General features: G+C 49.1%; 20 protein-coding genes. 9 read left to right on the top strand and 11 right to left on the bottom strand.

The annotated features are described in order from the left end of the window. The first annotated feature begins 6 nt into the window (after positions 1-6). Positions 7-582, top strand: coding sequence for a YqgE/AlgH family protein (locus IE094_RS12435; RefSeq protein ID WP_189641024.1), 576 nt, complete (start codon positions 7-9; stop codon positions 580-582). Here IE094_RS12435 and IE094_RS12430 read toward each other — a convergent pair. Beyond that, on the bottom strand, positions 579-1,547 hold the full coding sequence (locus tag IE094_RS12430) for an L-threonylcarbamoyladenylate synthase (protein WP_189641023.1): 969 nt from the start codon (positions 1,545-1,547) through the stop codon (positions 579-581). The genes IE094_RS12435 and IE094_RS12430 overlap by 4 nt on opposite strands. Positions 1,548-1,640: 93 nt before the next feature. Between IE094_RS12430 and IE094_RS12425 the strand changes: the two genes are divergently transcribed. The 4 genes from IE094_RS12425 (at position 1,641) to IE094_RS12410 (ending at position 3,949) form a co-directional block, all read left to right on the top strand. Further along, positions 1,641-2,669 carry an MBL fold metallo-hydrolase gene (locus IE094_RS12425; protein WP_189641022.1) on the top strand — a complete coding sequence of 343 codons (1,029 nt, stop codon included), beginning with the start codon at positions 1,641-1,643 and terminating at the stop codon, positions 2,667-2,669. Positions 2,670-2,678: 9 nt separating this feature from the next. Beyond that, entirely contained in the window at positions 2,679-3,143 is a 465-nt protein-coding gene (locus IE094_RS12420) for a DUF6173 family protein (protein ID WP_189641057.1), read from the top strand. Between the two features lie 77 nt (positions 3,144-3,220). Then, positions 3,221-3,358, top strand: a complete 138-nt coding sequence (locus tag IE094_RS12415; RefSeq protein WP_189641021.1) for an aa3-type cytochrome c oxidase subunit IV — start codon at positions 3,221-3,223, stop codon at positions 3,356-3,358. 15 nt (positions 3,359-3,373) lie between these two features. Then, the gene (locus tag IE094_RS12410; RefSeq protein WP_189641020.1) at positions 3,374-3,949 is read left to right on the top strand and encodes a hypothetical protein; all 576 of its coding nucleotides are present in this window, start codon (positions 3,374-3,376) and stop codon (positions 3,947-3,949) included. Positions 3,950-3,976: 27 nt separating this feature from the next. Here IE094_RS12410 and IE094_RS12405 read toward each other — a convergent pair whose 3' ends face one another. Next, the gene (locus tag IE094_RS12405) at positions 3,977-4,177 is read right to left on the bottom strand and encodes a dodecin family protein (RefSeq protein ID WP_189641019.1); all 201 of its coding nucleotides are present in this window, start codon (positions 4,175-4,177) and stop codon (positions 3,977-3,979) included. 137 nt (positions 4,178-4,314) lie between these two features. Next, on the bottom strand, positions 4,315-4,521 hold the full coding sequence (rpsU, locus tag IE094_RS12400; protein ID WP_099591872.1) for a 30S ribosomal protein S21: 207 nt from the start codon (positions 4,519-4,521) through the stop codon (positions 4,315-4,317). A gap of 92 nt (positions 4,522-4,613) precedes the next feature. Here rpsU and IE094_RS12395 point away from each other — a divergent pair, with 92 nt between their 5' ends. Both IE094_RS12395 and IE094_RS12390 read left to right on the top strand, forming a co-directional pair. Next, positions 4,614-5,309, top strand: a complete 696-nt coding sequence (locus IE094_RS12395) for a COQ9 family protein (protein ID WP_189641018.1) — start codon at positions 4,614-4,616, stop codon at positions 5,307-5,309. Positions 5,310-5,460: 151 nt separating this feature from the next. Beyond that, positions 5,461-6,339, top strand: coding sequence for a branched-chain amino acid aminotransferase (locus IE094_RS12390; protein ID WP_189641017.1), 879 nt, complete (start codon positions 5,461-5,463; stop codon positions 6,337-6,339). A gap of 20 nt (positions 6,340-6,359) precedes the next feature. On the opposite strand, the gene IE094_RS12385 is transcribed toward IE094_RS12390, so the two are convergent. Then, positions 6,360-6,992, bottom strand: a complete 633-nt coding sequence (locus tag IE094_RS12385; RefSeq protein ID WP_189641016.1) for a ribonuclease T2 family protein — start codon at positions 6,990-6,992, stop codon at positions 6,360-6,362. A 132-nt stretch (positions 6,993-7,124) separates the two neighbouring features. Here IE094_RS12385 and IE094_RS12380 point away from each other — a divergent pair, with 132 nt between their 5' ends. Further along, positions 7,125-7,862: a DUF1013 domain-containing protein gene (locus tag IE094_RS12380; RefSeq protein ID WP_189641015.1), complete on the top strand. Its 738-nt coding sequence runs from the start codon at positions 7,125-7,127 to the stop codon at positions 7,860-7,862. 58 nt (positions 7,863-7,920) lie between these two features. On the opposite strand, the gene IE094_RS12375 is transcribed toward IE094_RS12380, so the two are convergent. The 3 genes from IE094_RS12375 to clpS are packed head-to-tail and all read right to left on the bottom strand — an operon-like array spanning position 7,921 to position 10,121. Continuing rightward, the gene (locus IE094_RS12375; protein ID WP_189641014.1) at positions 7,921-8,733 is read right to left on the bottom strand and encodes an SDR family NAD(P)-dependent oxidoreductase; all 813 of its coding nucleotides are present in this window, start codon (positions 8,731-8,733) and stop codon (positions 7,921-7,923) included. A 24-nt stretch (positions 8,734-8,757) separates the two neighbouring features. Continuing rightward, the gene (locus tag IE094_RS12370) at positions 8,758-9,765 is read right to left on the bottom strand and encodes a class I SAM-dependent methyltransferase (protein ID WP_189641013.1); all 1,008 of its coding nucleotides are present in this window, start codon (positions 9,763-9,765) and stop codon (positions 8,758-8,760) included. A gap of 20 nt (positions 9,766-9,785) precedes the next feature. Further along, a complete protein-coding gene (gene clpS / locus IE094_RS12365) occupies positions 9,786-10,121 on the bottom strand; it encodes an ATP-dependent Clp protease adapter ClpS (RefSeq protein ID WP_189641012.1) in 336 nt (111 codons plus the stop codon). A 320-nt stretch (positions 10,122-10,441) separates the two neighbouring features. On the opposite strand from clpS, the gene IE094_RS12360 reads away from it, so the two are divergent. Continuing rightward, on the top strand, positions 10,442-11,917 hold the full coding sequence (locus IE094_RS12360; protein WP_189641011.1) for a serine hydrolase: 1,476 nt from the start codon (positions 10,442-10,444) through the stop codon (positions 11,915-11,917). Here the strand turns inward: IE094_RS12360 and IE094_RS12355 are convergent, their stop codons facing one another. The 4 genes from IE094_RS12355 to IE094_RS12340 all read right to left on the bottom strand — a co-directional run bounded on the left by IE094_RS12355 (position 11,918) and on the right by IE094_RS12340 (position 14,900). Then, positions 11,918-12,718: a division plane positioning ATPase MipZ gene (locus tag IE094_RS12355; RefSeq protein WP_189641056.1), complete on the bottom strand. Its 801-nt coding sequence runs from the start codon at positions 12,716-12,718 to the stop codon at positions 11,918-11,920. It lies immediately after the preceding gene. A gap of 134 nt (positions 12,719-12,852) precedes the next feature. Next, positions 12,853-13,074, bottom strand: coding sequence for a 50S ribosomal protein L31 (gene rpmE / locus IE094_RS12350; protein WP_099591863.1), 222 nt, complete (start codon positions 13,072-13,074; stop codon positions 12,853-12,855). A 12-nt stretch (positions 13,075-13,086) separates the two neighbouring features. Continuing rightward, positions 13,087-13,458: a 50S ribosomal protein L19 gene (rplS, locus tag IE094_RS12345; protein WP_189641010.1), complete on the bottom strand. Its 372-nt coding sequence runs from the start codon at positions 13,456-13,458 to the stop codon at positions 13,087-13,089. A gap of 296 nt (positions 13,459-13,754) precedes the next feature. Continuing rightward, complete coding sequence (locus tag IE094_RS12340; RefSeq protein ID WP_229802312.1) at positions 13,755-14,900, bottom strand: MFS transporter; 1,146 nt, start codon at positions 14,898-14,900, stop codon at positions 13,755-13,757. Position 14,901: the final 1 nt, after the last annotated feature.

Raw genomic sequence — 14,901 nt, 5'->3', positions numbered from 1 at the left:
GAACCTATGTCAGACGAAAACAACACAGAAAGCTTGGATGGCAAACTTTTGATTGCGATGCCAGGCATGGATGATCCGAGGTTTGAAAAGTCGGTTGTTTATATCTGTGCGCATTCGCCAGAAGGTACGATGGGTTTGATTGTGAACAAGCCCGTAATGGATCTAAATATCACGGATCTGTTGGAACAGTTGGACATCAAGGCAAATCGCCCGATCAAAGGGTTGGAGGTTCACTTTGGTGGTCCCGTCGAACACGGACGCGGCTTTGTTTTACATTCCAGAGATTATGCCGCCGCCAGCGAAACATTGGAAGTAAACGACGAATTTGGGATGACGGCATCGCTTGAAATTTTAGAAGATATTTCAAACGGTGATGGCCCTGCGAATTGCTTGTTTGCACTTGGATATGCGGGCTGGGGGCCAGGGCAGTTAGAGGACGAATTGCGGGCAAATGGATGGCTGGTTGCGGATGCCAATTCATCATTGGTTTTTGCAAAAACGGATCACGACAAATGGCAAGACGCGATCAAAAGCATGGGCATTGACCCACGTTTGTTATCCGCAGAAGGCGGCAATGCTTAATCGCGGGGCGCTGCTGCGCGTTTCAACCGATCATTAATGGCAAGCCCCAATCCTTGTTCTGGAATTGGTGCAACGGTGATCCCAACAAGCGCGTGACGTTCGGCAAAGCTATCAATCTTGCGTAACATTGAAAACAAGTTTGCCCCAGCTTCAACAACATCCCCCTGTACGGATAAATTCAAATCACATTCCATATCACCAAAACCAAGATGCGCGTGATTGGGTAAACGTTGATTAATGTTCATTTGCAAATGCGCACTGGGCGCATAATGCGACAAAAGTTGCCCCGGTGATTGTGGTACATCGGGCTGTTCGTCACGCAATACAGGGCGCCCAATTACGGCTTCGATAGATTCGACAGAAATGCCGCCTGCGCGCAATAAGACGATTTGGTCGTCATGCGTGATGGTAATAATGGTGGATTCCAACCCAACCTGACAATTGCCACCATCCAAAACCACATCAATTTTCCCAGCCAACCCGTCCATCACATGCTGCGGTGATGTTGGGCTGATGCGCCCCGATGGGTTTGCCGATGGTGCGGCGATTGCGCCGCCAAATGCCGTGATCAATGCGTGCCCGATCGGGTGTTCTGGAATGCGTATGGCAACGGTATTCAACCCCGCCGTGACCAATTCGGACAGCGGTGAAACGTCGGCCAGCGGCAAAACCATGCTTAACGGCCCTGGCCAAAATGCAGCGGCGAGAACCTTGGCTTGATCATTAAGGCGCGCATATTTGGTGACATCTGTCAGATCGGCCAAATGAATAATCAATGGGTTAAAATTTGGCCGGCCTTTGGCCGCAAAAACCTTAGCCACAGCATGGTCGTTGCAGGCATCCGCGCCCAAGCCGTAAACCGTTTCTGTTGGAAATGCGACAATCCCCCCGTCAGCCAATATTTGCGCAGACCTGTAGATGTTGTGATCATCAGCATTCAGATAAAGCGTATCAAGATTGGTCATAGTGACGCGGCGTTTCTTTTCGGTTCAATAGGTATGTCGCAGGTCATAGTGTATTCAATAAATAAACACCACCTCCCAAACCAAAGGCCCGATATGAAACCGATTAAATTTCCCTTCGAAACACCACCTGAAATTGGCCAAGCAATTGAAATCGCAGATGGGATTTTGTGGCTGCGTTTGCCATTACCAATGGCGTTGGATCATGTGAATATCTATGCGCTACGTGATGGGGACGGATGGTGTGTTGTGGACACGGGTTATCATTCCAAAAAAGGTATGGCGATTTGGGAAGATATATTAGCAAATGCACTGAGTGGTGACCCTGTTACGCGCGTGTTTTTGACCCATCACCACCCCGATCACGTTGGCATGGTTGGGTGGCTTCAATCGCAAAAAGGTGCCGAGCTTTGGACAACGCGCACCGCGTGGTTGTATTCGCGGATGCTCACCGTTGATACCCAAGAAATCTGGCCCAAAGAAAGCCTGGAATTTTTCTACGAGGCGGGAATGGATGAAGAAATTTATGCAGCGCGCAAGGCTGATCGCCCATTTAATTTTTCCGATATCGTTTATCCCATGCCCCTTGGGTTTCGCCGTGTGCGAGACAGTGAAACCATTCAAATTGGGGGGCGTGATTGGGTTGTGCGCACAGGCGATGGGCATTCGCCAGAACAGGCAACATTGTGGTGTGATGCAGAAAACTTGGTGATTGCTGGTGATCAAATTTTACCGGGAATTTCGCCCAATGTTGGGGTTTACCCCACCGAACCCATGGCGGATCCATTGGCGGAATGGTTGGTATCATGCGAACGATTTAAGTCCATCGCAAACGAAGATCATTTTGTAATGGGTGGGCATAAGTTGCCATTCACAGGTTTGCCGCGGCGTATGACGCAATTGATCGAAAACCATCACAGCGCGCTGGATCGTTTGTTGGAATTTCTTGCAATACCCAACACTGCGCAAGGATGCTTTCCAGTTTTGTACAAGCGCAAAATTGGCATGGGTGAATATGGTCTCGCGTTGGTCGAAGCAATTGCGCATTTGAACCATCTGTATTTGGCGGGTAAGGTCATCCGAGAAAAAGACAAAAAAGGCGTGTGGCAGTGGCAGCGCAAATAGGGTGATATGATGGACGAAGACATTAAAACAACAGCCGAAGCAATCGAAGCCGCAGCATTGCCAGAGGCATATGCCGTGCATGTCGATAAGCAAGGCAATGTAAAATCGGACAGGGCCAAAGGCATTGCGAAAAAATCGCTCGCGGATAAATCACCCGCCGAATGGGCGTATGAACGCATCGTGATGTATATTCAAAAATTCGAAGAAACATTAGACAGCAACGAAGAGGTCGGCATGGGTTTTGCCGCAGGGCACGTTGGTTCATTGCGCATCCAAGGCATGGGTTTCTTTGCCCCTGATATGATCACCTTTTACGGCGAAGACGGCGAAGGCAATAGTATGCAATTGGTACAACACGTTAGCCAGTTGAACGTGATGTTGGTCGCCGAGCAAAAATCTGGCGAACCAGAAGAAGCCCCGCAGCGCATTGGTTTCAAATTGGCAGAGGATCTTGAAGAGGCCAAAAAAGGCTAGCGTGCGATTGGTCGCAGGGTCTTTGCAAATGTAAAAAAATATGTGATAGAACACGCGAGAAATAAGGGAATATGAACATGGCTGAAAAATATAAACACGGCACAATGGATACAACCGCACAAGAGGCGGCATTCGACGGCTTTATCAAATGGTCAATCCGCATCAGCGCATTTGCGATTGGTTGCTTGGTCTTTATGGCGCTTTTTAATTCATAATTTGTGGTGCCATTAATGTTTGCACGTTTTAATACGGTCTTCGTTTTGTGCGCATTGGTGGCGTTGTCTGCCTGTGCAAAATCAGTTTATGCACCCGCATCAGAAGTACAAAAACGCGCATACGTCAGCGACGAAGCACCGTATCTGGAATTGATGACCATGATCAGCAACAGTTCAGGTGCAGGTGGGCACAGCTCGCTTGTTGTGAACGGATCGCAAGTGATCATGTATGATCCTGCAGGGCGTTATTGGAATTCATTATTACCTGAACGCGATGATGTGTTGTTTGGTTTGAACCCTGCAATGATGCAACGCTACAAATCATTTCATGCACGCGACACCCACCATGTGGTCAGCCAACGCGTGTATGTTTCACAAGCGGTTGCCGAAATCGCGTATAAGGCGGCGCTGGAACAGGGTGCATCACCCGATGCGATGTGTGCAAATAACGTGAGCGCATTGTTGGACAAAGTACCAGGATTCGAATCCGTCGGGCACACATGGTCGCCAAAACGATTGATGAACAATTTTGCAAAACTGCCCAACGTTAAAACCGACAAGCATTACGAAAACGACACGGGTAAGAATTAAAAAGGCGCCGATTAGGGCGCCTTTGGTTTATTTTACTTCGAATGCGATTTTTAATGTTACGCGGAATTTTGTGACCTTGTCACCATCCACCTTAACAGATTGATCTTTGACCCATGCGGATGAAATTGCATCCACTGATTTGGATGCGCGTTCCACGCCTTTGCGTGTGGCCTCTTCCCATGACTTGTCTGATTCAGCCATGACTTCGATAACTTTTACAACGCTCATATTTCTTTCCTCCTGTTGATTTGATGAATGATAGGTAGGCATCATTGCACAAAAAACAACATTCCAGAAATGCAAAACCCCCGAACGTGTGTCGGGGGTTCACATGATTGGGTATAAATACCCTATCGATTGTTATCTTACATCATACCTTCGCGTTGCGCTTTTTTGCGCGCCAACTTGCGAGAACGACGAATTGCTTCGGCCTTTTCACGGGCTTTCTTGATTGAAGGTTTTTCAAAATGTTGCTTAAGCTTCATTTCACGAAAAACGCCTTCTCGTTGCAATTTCTTCTTCAGCGCACGAAGTGCTTGGTCAACGTTGTTATCACGAACCGATACCTGCATGGTGTCACCACCTTTCTAGTGTTAGAGTTGCAGAATTGCAGGAAACCGCCGTATACACGGGATAAATTTATTTGTCGAGTCTGGAGGCAAAAATGCCAAACGCCAAAAAAACAGAGCAAGATCACATCGCACAAACACGCATCGCGATGTTGGGTGCCGCGATGGCGCATGTGTGTTTTGATGGCTGGTCGGCGCAAACATTTGACATGTCGGTTGTTGATTCTGGTGTGGATATCGGGCTTGCCCATCAAGCGTTTCCACGTGGTGCCATTGATATGGCGCTGGCCTATCATCGTGCCGGTGATCAGGTGATGCTGGATGAATTGGCATCGCGCGACCTTAGCGATTTGCGGTTTCGCGATCGCATCGCACTGGCGGTCAAGCTGCGGTTGCAGGCATCCGACCAAGAAGCGGTACGCCGTGGCATGACATTATTCGCGTTGCCTCAAAATGCGGGTGATGGTGCACAGGCATTATGGGGAACCGTTGATGCGATCTGGAATGCATTGGGTGACACATCGGAAGATGTAAATTGGTACACAAAACGCGGGACATTGTCGGCGGTTTATTCCGCCACGGTTTTGTTCTGGTTGGGTGACACATCGGATGACAAGGCCGATACATGGGCGTTTTTAGATCGACGCATCGATAATGTGATGCAGTTTGAAAAGGCGAAATCAAACCTGTCTGAGAGCGTGATCGGCAAAGGTTTAGCAAAGGTTTTTGGACCAGTAAGAAAACCGCAAACCAGCCCACCGAGCGATTTACCCGGATACGTCCGACGATAATTCATTGCGTATTTGGGATTGATTGCGAATATTTATAAACCCAAGATTTCACAACTTGGTAATTTTAAAACTATCTTTTGCAAATCTATTCACAAGGGTTGAGATGATCACATAACCGCGTTACCCATTTGCCATCTTTGGAGGATAAAAAATGGCTTTGGGCGGAAAGATTGTCACCTATTACAATGGTGAATGGAAAGAGGGCAACACACCAATAATTGGTGCGGCGGATCACGCATCATGGCTCGGTTCCACCGTGTTTGACGGTGCGCGTCAATTCGATGGTGTTCGCCCCGATCTGTTTTTGAACTGTCAGCGTATTGTTTATTCCGCCGAAGTCATGGGCATGATTTCACCCGTCACCCCACAAGAGGTGTTCGATATTGTCGAAGAAGGGTGCAAAATGTTTGCACCAGATACCCCGCTGTATATCCGCCCAATGATGTGGGCCCAAGAAGGTACGCCAGGCATCATCGACATCGCACCAGAAAGCACGGGTTTTTCCGTGTGTATCGAAGAATTCCCATTGCCAGAGGTCGGTACATTTTCACTTACCGTGTCAAAATTCCGTCGCCCTCGCCAAGATATGGCCATGACAGAGGCAAAGGCGGGATCGCTTTATGCCAATAACGGGCGCATCATGGCGGATGCGCGTGCACGCGGGTTTTCCAATGCGCTGTCGCTTGATTCCCAAGACAACGTTGCCGAAACCGCCAGCACAAACGTATTTATGATCCGCGATGGTGAGGTGTTCACACCCATTCCAAATGGTACATTCCTAAATGGTTTGAACCGTCAGCGTGTGATCAAGCTGTTGCGAGCAGATGGGATCACGGTTCACGAAACCAAGCTGACGCTCAAGGATTTTGACGAGGCTGATGAAATGTTCTGTACCGGCAATATCGCCAAGGTCATGCCCGTTGCAAAATACCAAGATCGTGTCATGCCAGATTGCCCCACGGCGATGCGCGCGCGCGAACTATATTTTGATTTCTCGCACAGTAAATTTGCAGCAGAAGACGTGGCATAACGAAACCTTTTCGGTTCCGACTATCGGATGGGTGCCATTTCCGCGTCCTGTAATGTGCAATCGCGCATACGCGATGAACATGCACGCAATTCCAAATCTTTGGTCAGACAAATGCGTGCCTCTTGAATGCGGCCCGCCTTGCACGTGAGTTGTAATTCATTGTCATCCAATTGTGCATTGGTTTCTTGAAATGCGTCTTCGACCACACTGGCAGGCAGGGATAATGTCTGTTTGATTTTGCGAAAAATTGCGGGTCGTTGAACGGATTCATATGCACGGCGAGACAATTCATAATATTGCGCGGGTGATAATCCTGAACAGACCCCGTGTTTATTCCATTGATGCCACGCTAACCCAGATGTTCCCATAATATCGCCCATGCTCGCCGTAAGCGATTTTGACGGTGGGCGGTGGCTTGATTTGCAATAGCTTGGCCAGCTACCATCGTTATATTGCGGCCATAAACCATGTAATGTGAAACCAAATTCACGCCCTGCATCGCATTGCGGGGATTTGCGGCGATCACCTTCATATTCGCACCATGATGGTGTCCACGACAGTGCCAATACGTAGTAATCGAAATCGCCCGATTTTTCACCTTTGGCGAAAACTGGCGATGCACATAGAATAAGCGCAAATATGATCCGTAACATTAGGACTTTTCCTTTTGATGTTTGCACAGTATATAAGCGGGGAATTCCCCTCTTGAAACGGTAAATTCACTGGCCAACGCGGCTGGTACCCGATTCTCGGCACGGGAGAGATGTATTCGAAAGGACTGCAAAATGGCACTACCGATTATGGCAAAGGCAACCGCCGTTTGGCTGGTTGATAACACAACACTGACATTCAAACAGATCGCAGATTTCTGCGGTTTGCATGAGCTAGAGGTGAACGGCATCGCTGATGGCGAAGTGGGGATTGGCATCAAGGGATTCGACCCGATTGCAAATAACCAACTGACCGACGAAGAAATTAAGGCGGGTGAAAAATCACCAAGCCACAAGTTGAAATTGAAATTCAATGCCGCCGCCGAAGGCGAAGAAAAACGCCGTGGCCCGCGTTATACACCGTTGTCAAAACGCCAAGATCGCCCAGCGGGTATTTTGTGGTTGGTAAAATTCCACCCCGAATTGTCCGACGGCCAAATTTCAAAATTGGTTGGTACAACCAAACCAACAATTCAGGCGCTGCGTGAACGCACGCATTGGAACATCGCAAATATCGTGCCAATCGATCCTGTTGCGCTGGGCCTGTGTAAGCAAACGGAATTGGATTCAGCCGTGCAAAAAGCAGCGAAAAAGGCTGCAAAAGACGGCACAACAATGTCTGATGAAGATCGTGCAAAATTGGTTAGCACTGAACAATCGCTACATATGTCAACAGAACCAAAAATTCCCGCCGCGATCAGTGGTTTGGAAACATTCAGCCTGACAGACGATGCGCCTGCTGAAAAGAAAGAGCCAGAAATTGATGCGGATAGCTTGTTTAATCTGCCCGACGCAGACGAAGACGAGAGTTAATCGTTTCGCCATTGCCTTTAAACCCGTGCAGTTTTGCGCGGGTTTTTTTGTGCCAAATTTAATGTTGCGCAGTTTGCACGGGATCAATCAATGTGCGCCCGCCATCGACCGTGACAATCTGGCCGGTCATGAACCCTGCAGAATCGCTGGCCAGAAACTGCGCGACTTCGGCGGCTTCGCTTGGCTGTGCAATCCGATGCATCGGGGTGGCCGCGATGATTGCATCACGTAAATCAGGGTCTTCGATCATCGCCGTTTCTAAATTTGCACTGTGAACAGACCCAATCGCAACCGCGTTTACACGGATACGGTTTTGCGCAAAACTCACGGCGAGTGAACGCGTCATTTGATTGAGCGCTGCACAAGCGACTGAATATCCCAACAGTTGGGGGTGGGTGCGGTCCGCCGCAATAGAGGTCAGGTTCACAATCGCACCGATACTGGCTTCGGAAATGTTATCTTCGTCCTCGGCTTGTTGAATGAACCGCTTTGCGATCAGTTGTGACAGGCGCAGGTTTGCCAAAACGTTTTGCTGTAGCATCGCATCAAAGCTGTCTTCTTTGGGTTCCAGCGGATTTGAGGGTAAAACTTGGCGCGATGCATTGACCAAAATATCAACGCGATCAAAGGCATCGACCGTGGCGGACAACAGATTTGCAGTGGTCAATTTCGCACGTAAATCACCCGCAAAATAACGTACATTGGTATAATTTGCCGCCAGCGTTTCCGTTTCTGCGGTCAACTTGTCTTCGTCCATATCCGCCAACATTACTTTGGCGCCTGCTTTGGCGAACAATTGCGCGATGGCCAATCCGATGCCATTGGCGGCACCTGTTACAATCGCTGTTTTGCCTTCAATAGAAAATGACATTTCATATTCCTCGTGTGAATTTCACTATCGTCGCGACGCTTTCGGGCGGTCAGCGCGAATTGTTTTGTATTGCGACGTTTGCGCCATGTATTCCCAAGATTGGAATGTTTCATCCAACACAGTTTCATACGCCAATTGTTTATTGGCCACCAAATATAACGTCCCCTTAGGGTTTAAAATTTCAGCGGCCTTACGAATGAACTGGCGACCCAATTCTGGATCTGCTTTACGGGATTGGTGGAATGGTGGGTTACACAACACAAAATCAAACCGGGACTTGCCAGAAAATTTAGTCACATCCTGCCATTCAAATATTGCGCGCGGATCGTCGATATTACGTTTAGCGCAATCGATCGCTGTTTTTTCCGCCTCAATCAATTCCATCGTTTTGATCTTTTCATGTTCGCTCAATGCTTGATGCGATAACCAGCCCCAGCCCGCGCCCAAATCAGCACCCATACCCGCAAGTGGCTTGGTGATTTGTGCAATCAATAATTGCGATGCTGGGTCGATATGATCGGCACTGAACATTCCGTCGGCGGTGAAAAAGCCATCGCGATTTTTGCGCGGTTCAATCGCGCTTGCCCAGTTGCGCATGACGTCAGGCGTTTGGCCAGATTTCGTTAACCAAATGGTTTTGCCGTGTGATTTCGAAAACACGCCATTAATTGGAACGATTTTACGCAATAGTTTAAGGATACTTTCAATGCCGTCAGTTTTGTAACCGTCAACAATCAACACGCCACCATCTGGTAGCATTTGATGGGCGCGCGAAATCATCGCCAGATTTTCACCCTTTGATCGGCCGAGCTCCACGATGACCGAATCAGCATCGCTGGGTATTTCAGCGCTCACAGATATGCCCATCTGTTCCAACCTGTCATATTCAGGCTTGAACGATTGCACGGCCATGATGGTATCAAATCGGTTGAGTACGGGGTCACTGTGGGCGCGCAGGACCACAACATTACCATCGGGCAAATCAAGGTGGCCAGCATCAAATGCGATCGAAAGACGAGAGTTTTGAGACATATCGGGGCAGGGTATAAACCCTATTCCTTTTCCATTGTGCACTGTAATGGATGCTCGTGCTTGCGTGCGGCGTCCATGACTTGCATCACTTTGGTTTCTGCGATTTCAAAGCTAAACACACCTACAACCGCCAATCCCTTTTTGTGAACTGTCATCATCAATTCATAGGCTTGCGTGCTGGAAATGCCAAAATAGCGTTCCAAAACCATGACCACAAATTCCATAGGGGTATAGTCGTCGTTCAACAACATCACCTTGTACATTGGTGGTTTCGCGGTTTTTGGGCGCGTTTTGGTCGCCAGACCCAAATCGTCATCTGGGTGTTCATCGCCATTCTGTGCCAAAATTGGGATCATGTGTTTTCAACTGTTTTTGAAAGATCAGCCACCAATATATATCCAAAATTTACGAAGATCAAAGGGATAGCGCGTCAAATTAAATTGAGCGGATTTCGAGCGAAACATAGTGTCCATATTCTAAAAATATACCATGTGTAGTGTGCCGAGTGAGTGCTTTACACGCTATCTTGTGGTGTGTTGTCTGAAAGACACCATGAAGCCCTTTGAAAATAAACGGTTTTCTCAAAAAGATAAGCGTGTTAGCGTGTGCTCAATAATAGCCATCCGTTAAAATGAGGTGGCATGAGGCAGTCAAATAATAGTCGTCGGAGAAACCGATGCGTCATCAGGCGTTCCGCGGGGCAGTGCTCGCATTTATTTTAGTTTTTGTTTCTGCAATTGCTCAGGCAGCGCCGTATGCTGCGATGGTGGTTGATGCAAAGTCGGGCAAGGTCTTGCATTCGCGCAATGCCGACACACGGTTGCACCCAGCATCCTTGACCAAAATGATGACGCTTTATGTCGTCTTTGGGGCCATTCGAAATGGCGAAATATCTGAAACAAGCAAGGTAAAGATTTCCAAAAACGCAGCATCAAAGCCGCCTTCGAAATTGGGTCTTCGCCCAGGATCGACAATGATGGTGCGCCATTTGATTCGCGGCACGGCGGTGAAATCTGCCAATGACGCAGCAACCGCACTTGCCGAAGCCGTATCAGGGAGCGAAGCCGCATTCGCCAAACGCATGACGCGCCAAGCGAAAAAATTGGGCATGAAACGTACAACGTTTAAAAATGCGCACGGTTTGACGCAGTCGGGGCATATGTCCACGGCGCGTGACATGACCATCCTTGGACAGCGTTTGATGGACGATTATCCCGAATATTATAACCTGTTTTCACGTAAAACCACGGATGCGGGAATCAAACAGGTTGCCAACACCAACCGTCGTTTGTTGAACGGTTATCGCGGCGCCGATGGTATCAAAACGGGATATACATCCGCTGCTGGGTTTAATTTGGTGGCTTCTGCTGAACAAAATGGCAAGCGCGTAATCGCAACCGTTTTTGGCGGCAAGAGCTCTGCTGATCGTTATTCGCGTGTTGCGAACCTGTTGGATCTTGGATTTGGTCGTGCATCTGCGGTAACGCGTGTTGCGAAATCTGAACCAAAGCAAACCACCAAGGTTAAACCCAAGGTTATCAGAGTTGGCGACGCAAGCGATTTGATCAAAAAGGCCCCAAGCCGCGTTGCGGTAAAGACCAGCTTGTTACCGCGCAGCCGACCAACGCAATTGGCATCACTGGAACCACCCGTAAGCGCCAAAGAACAACAGCAAATCGAAGCAGCGATTATCGCGGCGAATTTGGCAACCCTACAGGAAAATACCGCGTCTGAGCCGGCACCAGTTGATGAAATTCAAGTCGCATCCGCCGCATCCATCGTTGAAAAAGAGGCGATGATCGTCAAGGCAATTACGCAGCCCGATGTTTATGAACCCGAACCCGCCGTCTATGTGGAATCCGGCCCCGTTGTGGTGGAACGCGTCGCGTCAACCGCTGGCAGCAAGGCTTGGGCGGTCCAGTTGGGTGCGTATGGTTCGCGTTATCAGGCGGAAAAGGTATTGTTGCGCACGGCACTGGCTGATCTGCGATCACTTGATGGTGCATTGCGCAAAATAGAACCCACGATCATCAAAGGTCAGCGTTTATACCGCGCACAGTTTGTCGGCATCAGCAAAGATCGCGCTAGCAAAACATGCGCACGTTTGAACGCACGCTCTGAACGTTGCACGCCAGTGCTGTCGGGTGGTTGATTAAAACGCCAGTTCCAAATCAGGCAGTTTCAATTCCAAAACCAAGTCGCGCACTTCTTGGCGCGCGGCGACGTTTGACATCTTGCTTGGGATGCTGTTGACCAGTTTGTGATCCAACAGGGTTAAGCCTTGTGTGAATAATTCGCGAAATACCACACGATCCGACAGACCAGCGGCAAACCGAAAACCAATGCGTTTTGACAGATCGGTCAGCGCATCGCCAAGTTTGCGTTTGTTGTGCATGTTCAGTGATGACAAACGGTTGCGCGCCACGATCCAGTCTACCGGCTTGCCCCCTGCGAGGGCTCGGTTTTTACGCGCGTCCCAAACCATTTCCGAATAAATCGATGGGCCTTTGACCGCATTCGTTTCGGGATCAACACGCGCCAACAAATCAAAATCGATATAGCTGTCGTTCAGCGGCGTAATCAACGTGTCCGCCGCCGCATGTGCCAATGCACTTAGTGGTGTTAAAGCGCCTGGACAGTCGATGATCACGTAATCAAATCGTGATTTTAGATCATCCAAAACGGCCTCGAATGCGGGCTTTTCCCAACCTGGGCGGGTGATATCTTCGTGTGCGGCAATATCGCCAATTTCCGCCATCGGGAGTGTCACGTCGTGCGTTTTTGAAAATACAGTGCGATTTTCAAAAAACCGTTTCAGGCTGACTTGGCGCATGTCCAAATCCATCACCCCAACCGTGGCGCCCGAATGTAAAAGTGCGGATGTGATATGCATGGCCATGGTGGATTTACCTGCACCACCCTTTTCATTCCCAAACACCAAAATGCGTGACATGTAACCCTCGCTGTCAAAATTCTGTGCCATATGTGCGCTATGGCGGGTACGAGATCAACAGACAAACGCATCCTTCAAACGAAAAACGCCGCCCCAAATCGGGACGGCGTTTCGCGAAATAATGTGGTGTAAGCTTAGAAGCCCAAACCGTCGTATTTTTTCTTAAACTTGGAAACACGGCCGCCAGCATCCATCAATTTCTGGTTGCCACCAGTCCATGCTGGGTGCGCAGACGGGTCAATATCCAGCGCCAAAACGTCGCCTTCTTTGCCGTATGTTGAACGTGTTTCGTATGTTGAACCATCAGTTAGCTTAACTGTGATTGTGTGGTAATCTGGGTGCAGATCGTTTTTCATATCAACAGGTCCTTATTTCTTAGGCTTGTAGTTGGTTTGTTCTGCGATACGCGCAGATTTACCACGACGATCACGAAGATAGTAAAGTTTCGCACGACGCACACGGCCACGGCGAACAACTTCGATGTTGTCGATATTTGTTGAATACAGTGGGAACACACGTTCCACGCCTTCACCAAATGAAATTTTGCGAACTGTGAAAGATGCCGCAATCGTGTCGCCGCCTTGACGCGCGATGCATACACCTTCGTAGTTTTGAACACGAGAGCGCGTGCCCTCGGTCACTTTGTAGCCTACGCGCACGGTATCACCTGCTTTGAAGTCAGGGATATCTTTGCCAAGGCTTGCGATTTGTTCAGCTTCAAGCTGTGCTAGCAAGTTCATAACGTTTTCCTTTTGCCCGCCTGAATGGCGATGTGATTTTCCGTCCTCAGGGCTCTTGGTCTTCGCTTGGGTCCCTACATTGCTGTAAGCCCACCAGAGATACAGGTCGACGTTTCGTGTTTTCGGCCATTGTTATTATCGGGTACACGATGCGCAAATTCATTTGTTATCGGGGCAGAAGAAAGCCCAAATGCAAACGACCCCTCAAATTTCAGTGGCCTATGATGTGGAGGAATGCGATTCTTCCATACCAAGTGGGCGCTCTATATGGTGAATCGCAGGATCAATCAAGTGTTTCACGCCGAAGTTTCGCGTTGTTCCAAGAAACCCGCGAAATAGACGATAAAACCTGCCAAAACCGCCAAAATTCCGAAACTAAAGCGGATATTTGTCAGCTCTGCTAAAAAACCGATCACAGGTGGGCCGATCAACATGCCGCCGTAACCAAGCGTTGCCACACTGGCAATCGCTGCCCCTTGGTTCATGGATGGTTCATTTGCCGCGCGTGAAAACGCCAATGGGATCACAACCGCATAACCAACCCCCATAAGCGCAAACCCAATGAGCGCGGGGATATATGCACCTGGCATAACCACAAAAATCACACCGACCATGGCGAAAATTCCCGCCGCACGCGCGGCATTCACCGCACCGATTTGAACCACCAAACGATCCGCCATCAGGCGCACGATCACCATGGTGATTGAAAATGCGGTGTATCCCAATGCGGCGGAGGATTCGGTTGCATTCGTCATTTCCACCAGAATATAGGCGCTCCAATCCGCGACACCACCTTCGCCGATGGAACAGCAAAACGCGATCAGCGCCACGATCAATAAAACCCCTCTGGGGAATGCGATCATGCTTGGTTTGTTTTCTGATCGCCGCTTGCTTGGTTGCCACGCGATCATTGCAAACCACAAAGTGGTGGTACCTAATACAATGCCAACAATTGAAAAATGCGCGGCCAAGGGCATTGCATGTTTGGCGGCGAAAAATCCGCTGCTGGCACCGATGCCAGCACCAAGGCTAAACATCGCGTGAAAACTGGCCATCATCGGGCGTTTTGCGCTGCGTTCCACCTCTGCGGCCCATGCATTCATGGCAACATCTGTGCCGCCTAAAAAGCCACCAAACAAAAACACAGCGATGGAAAGGGTGAAAATATTTGGGCTGATTGCAACGGCGATCAAGCCCAATACGCAACCGATACCACCATAAATGCTTGCATATTTTGCGCCAAAATGATCGGCAGCGCGCCCAGCGATGGAAAACGAAACCAGTCCACCCGCGGCCATTACTAGCAATAATAAACCCAGCGCGGATGCACCCAATTCATGCAGATTTGCCAGTGTTGGAATGCGCGATGCCCAAACGCCGTAAAGCCCACCGTTTAGAATAAACATCGCACTAACAGCGCGCCAAGGGCTTCGGATTTGCATC

The organism is Paramylibacter ulvae (genome assembly GCF_014652655.1).
Lineage (GTDB): Bacteria > Pseudomonadota > Alphaproteobacteria > Rhodobacterales > Rhodobacteraceae > Amylibacter > Amylibacter ulvae.
Note: the sequence above shows the minus strand (reverse complement) of the source record. Positions and strands in the feature narration are given on the sequence as shown.

Excerpts from the sequence above, each read along its gene's own strand:
- IE094_RS12435 (WP_189641024.1), top strand. The coding sequence starts at position 7 with ATGTCAGACGAAAACAACACAGAAAGCTTGGATGGCAAACTTTTGATT.
- IE094_RS12430 (WP_189641023.1), bottom strand. The coding sequence starts at position 1,547 with ATGACCAATCTTGATACGCTTTATCTGAATGCTGATGATCACAACATC.
- IE094_RS12425 (WP_189641022.1), top strand. The coding sequence starts at position 1,641 with ATGAAACCGATTAAATTTCCCTTCGAAACACCACCTGAAATTGGCCAA.
- IE094_RS12420 (WP_189641057.1), top strand. The coding sequence starts at position 2,679 with ATGGACGAAGACATTAAAACAACAGCCGAAGCAATCGAAGCCGCAGCA.
- IE094_RS12415 (WP_189641021.1), top strand. The coding sequence starts at position 3,221 with ATGGCTGAAAAATATAAACACGGCACAATGGATACAACCGCACAAGAG.
- IE094_RS12410 (WP_189641020.1), top strand. The coding sequence starts at position 3,374 with ATGTTTGCACGTTTTAATACGGTCTTCGTTTTGTGCGCATTGGTGGCG.
- IE094_RS12405 (WP_189641019.1), bottom strand. The coding sequence starts at position 4,177 with ATGAGCGTTGTAAAAGTTATCGAAGTCATGGCTGAATCAGACAAGTCA.
- rpsU (WP_099591872.1), bottom strand. The coding sequence starts at position 4,521 with ATGCAGGTATCGGTTCGTGATAACAACGTTGACCAAGCACTTCGTGCG.
- IE094_RS12395 (WP_189641018.1), top strand. The coding sequence starts at position 4,614 with ATGCCAAACGCCAAAAAAACAGAGCAAGATCACATCGCACAAACACGC.
- IE094_RS12390 (WP_189641017.1), top strand. The coding sequence starts at position 5,461 with ATGGCTTTGGGCGGAAAGATTGTCACCTATTACAATGGTGAATGGAAA.
- IE094_RS12385 (WP_189641016.1), bottom strand. The coding sequence starts at position 6,992 with ATGTTACGGATCATATTTGCGCTTATTCTATGTGCATCGCCAGTTTTC.
- IE094_RS12380 (WP_189641015.1), top strand. The coding sequence starts at position 7,125 with ATGGCACTACCGATTATGGCAAAGGCAACCGCCGTTTGGCTGGTTGAT.
- IE094_RS12375 (WP_189641014.1), bottom strand. The coding sequence starts at position 8,733 with ATGTCATTTTCTATTGAAGGCAAAACAGCGATTGTAACAGGTGCCGCC.
- IE094_RS12370 (WP_189641013.1), bottom strand. The coding sequence starts at position 9,765 with ATGTCTCAAAACTCTCGTCTTTCGATCGCATTTGATGCTGGCCACCTT.
- clpS (WP_189641012.1), bottom strand. The coding sequence starts at position 10,121 with ATGATCCCAATTTTGGCACAGAATGGCGATGAACACCCAGATGACGAT.
- IE094_RS12360 (WP_189641011.1), top strand. The coding sequence starts at position 10,442 with ATGCGTCATCAGGCGTTCCGCGGGGCAGTGCTCGCATTTATTTTAGTT.
- IE094_RS12355 (WP_189641056.1), bottom strand. The coding sequence starts at position 12,718 with ATGTCACGCATTTTGGTGTTTGGGAATGAAAAGGGTGGTGCAGGTAAA.
- rpmE (WP_099591863.1), bottom strand. The coding sequence starts at position 13,074 with ATGAAAAACGATCTGCACCCAGATTACCACACAATCACAGTTAAGCTA.
- rplS (WP_189641010.1), bottom strand. The coding sequence starts at position 13,458 with ATGAACTTGCTAGCACAGCTTGAAGCTGAACAAATCGCAAGCCTTGGC.
- IE094_RS12340 (WP_229802312.1), bottom strand. The coding sequence starts at position 14,900 with ATGCAAATCCGAAGCCCTTGGCGCGCTGTTAGTGCGATGTTTATTCTA.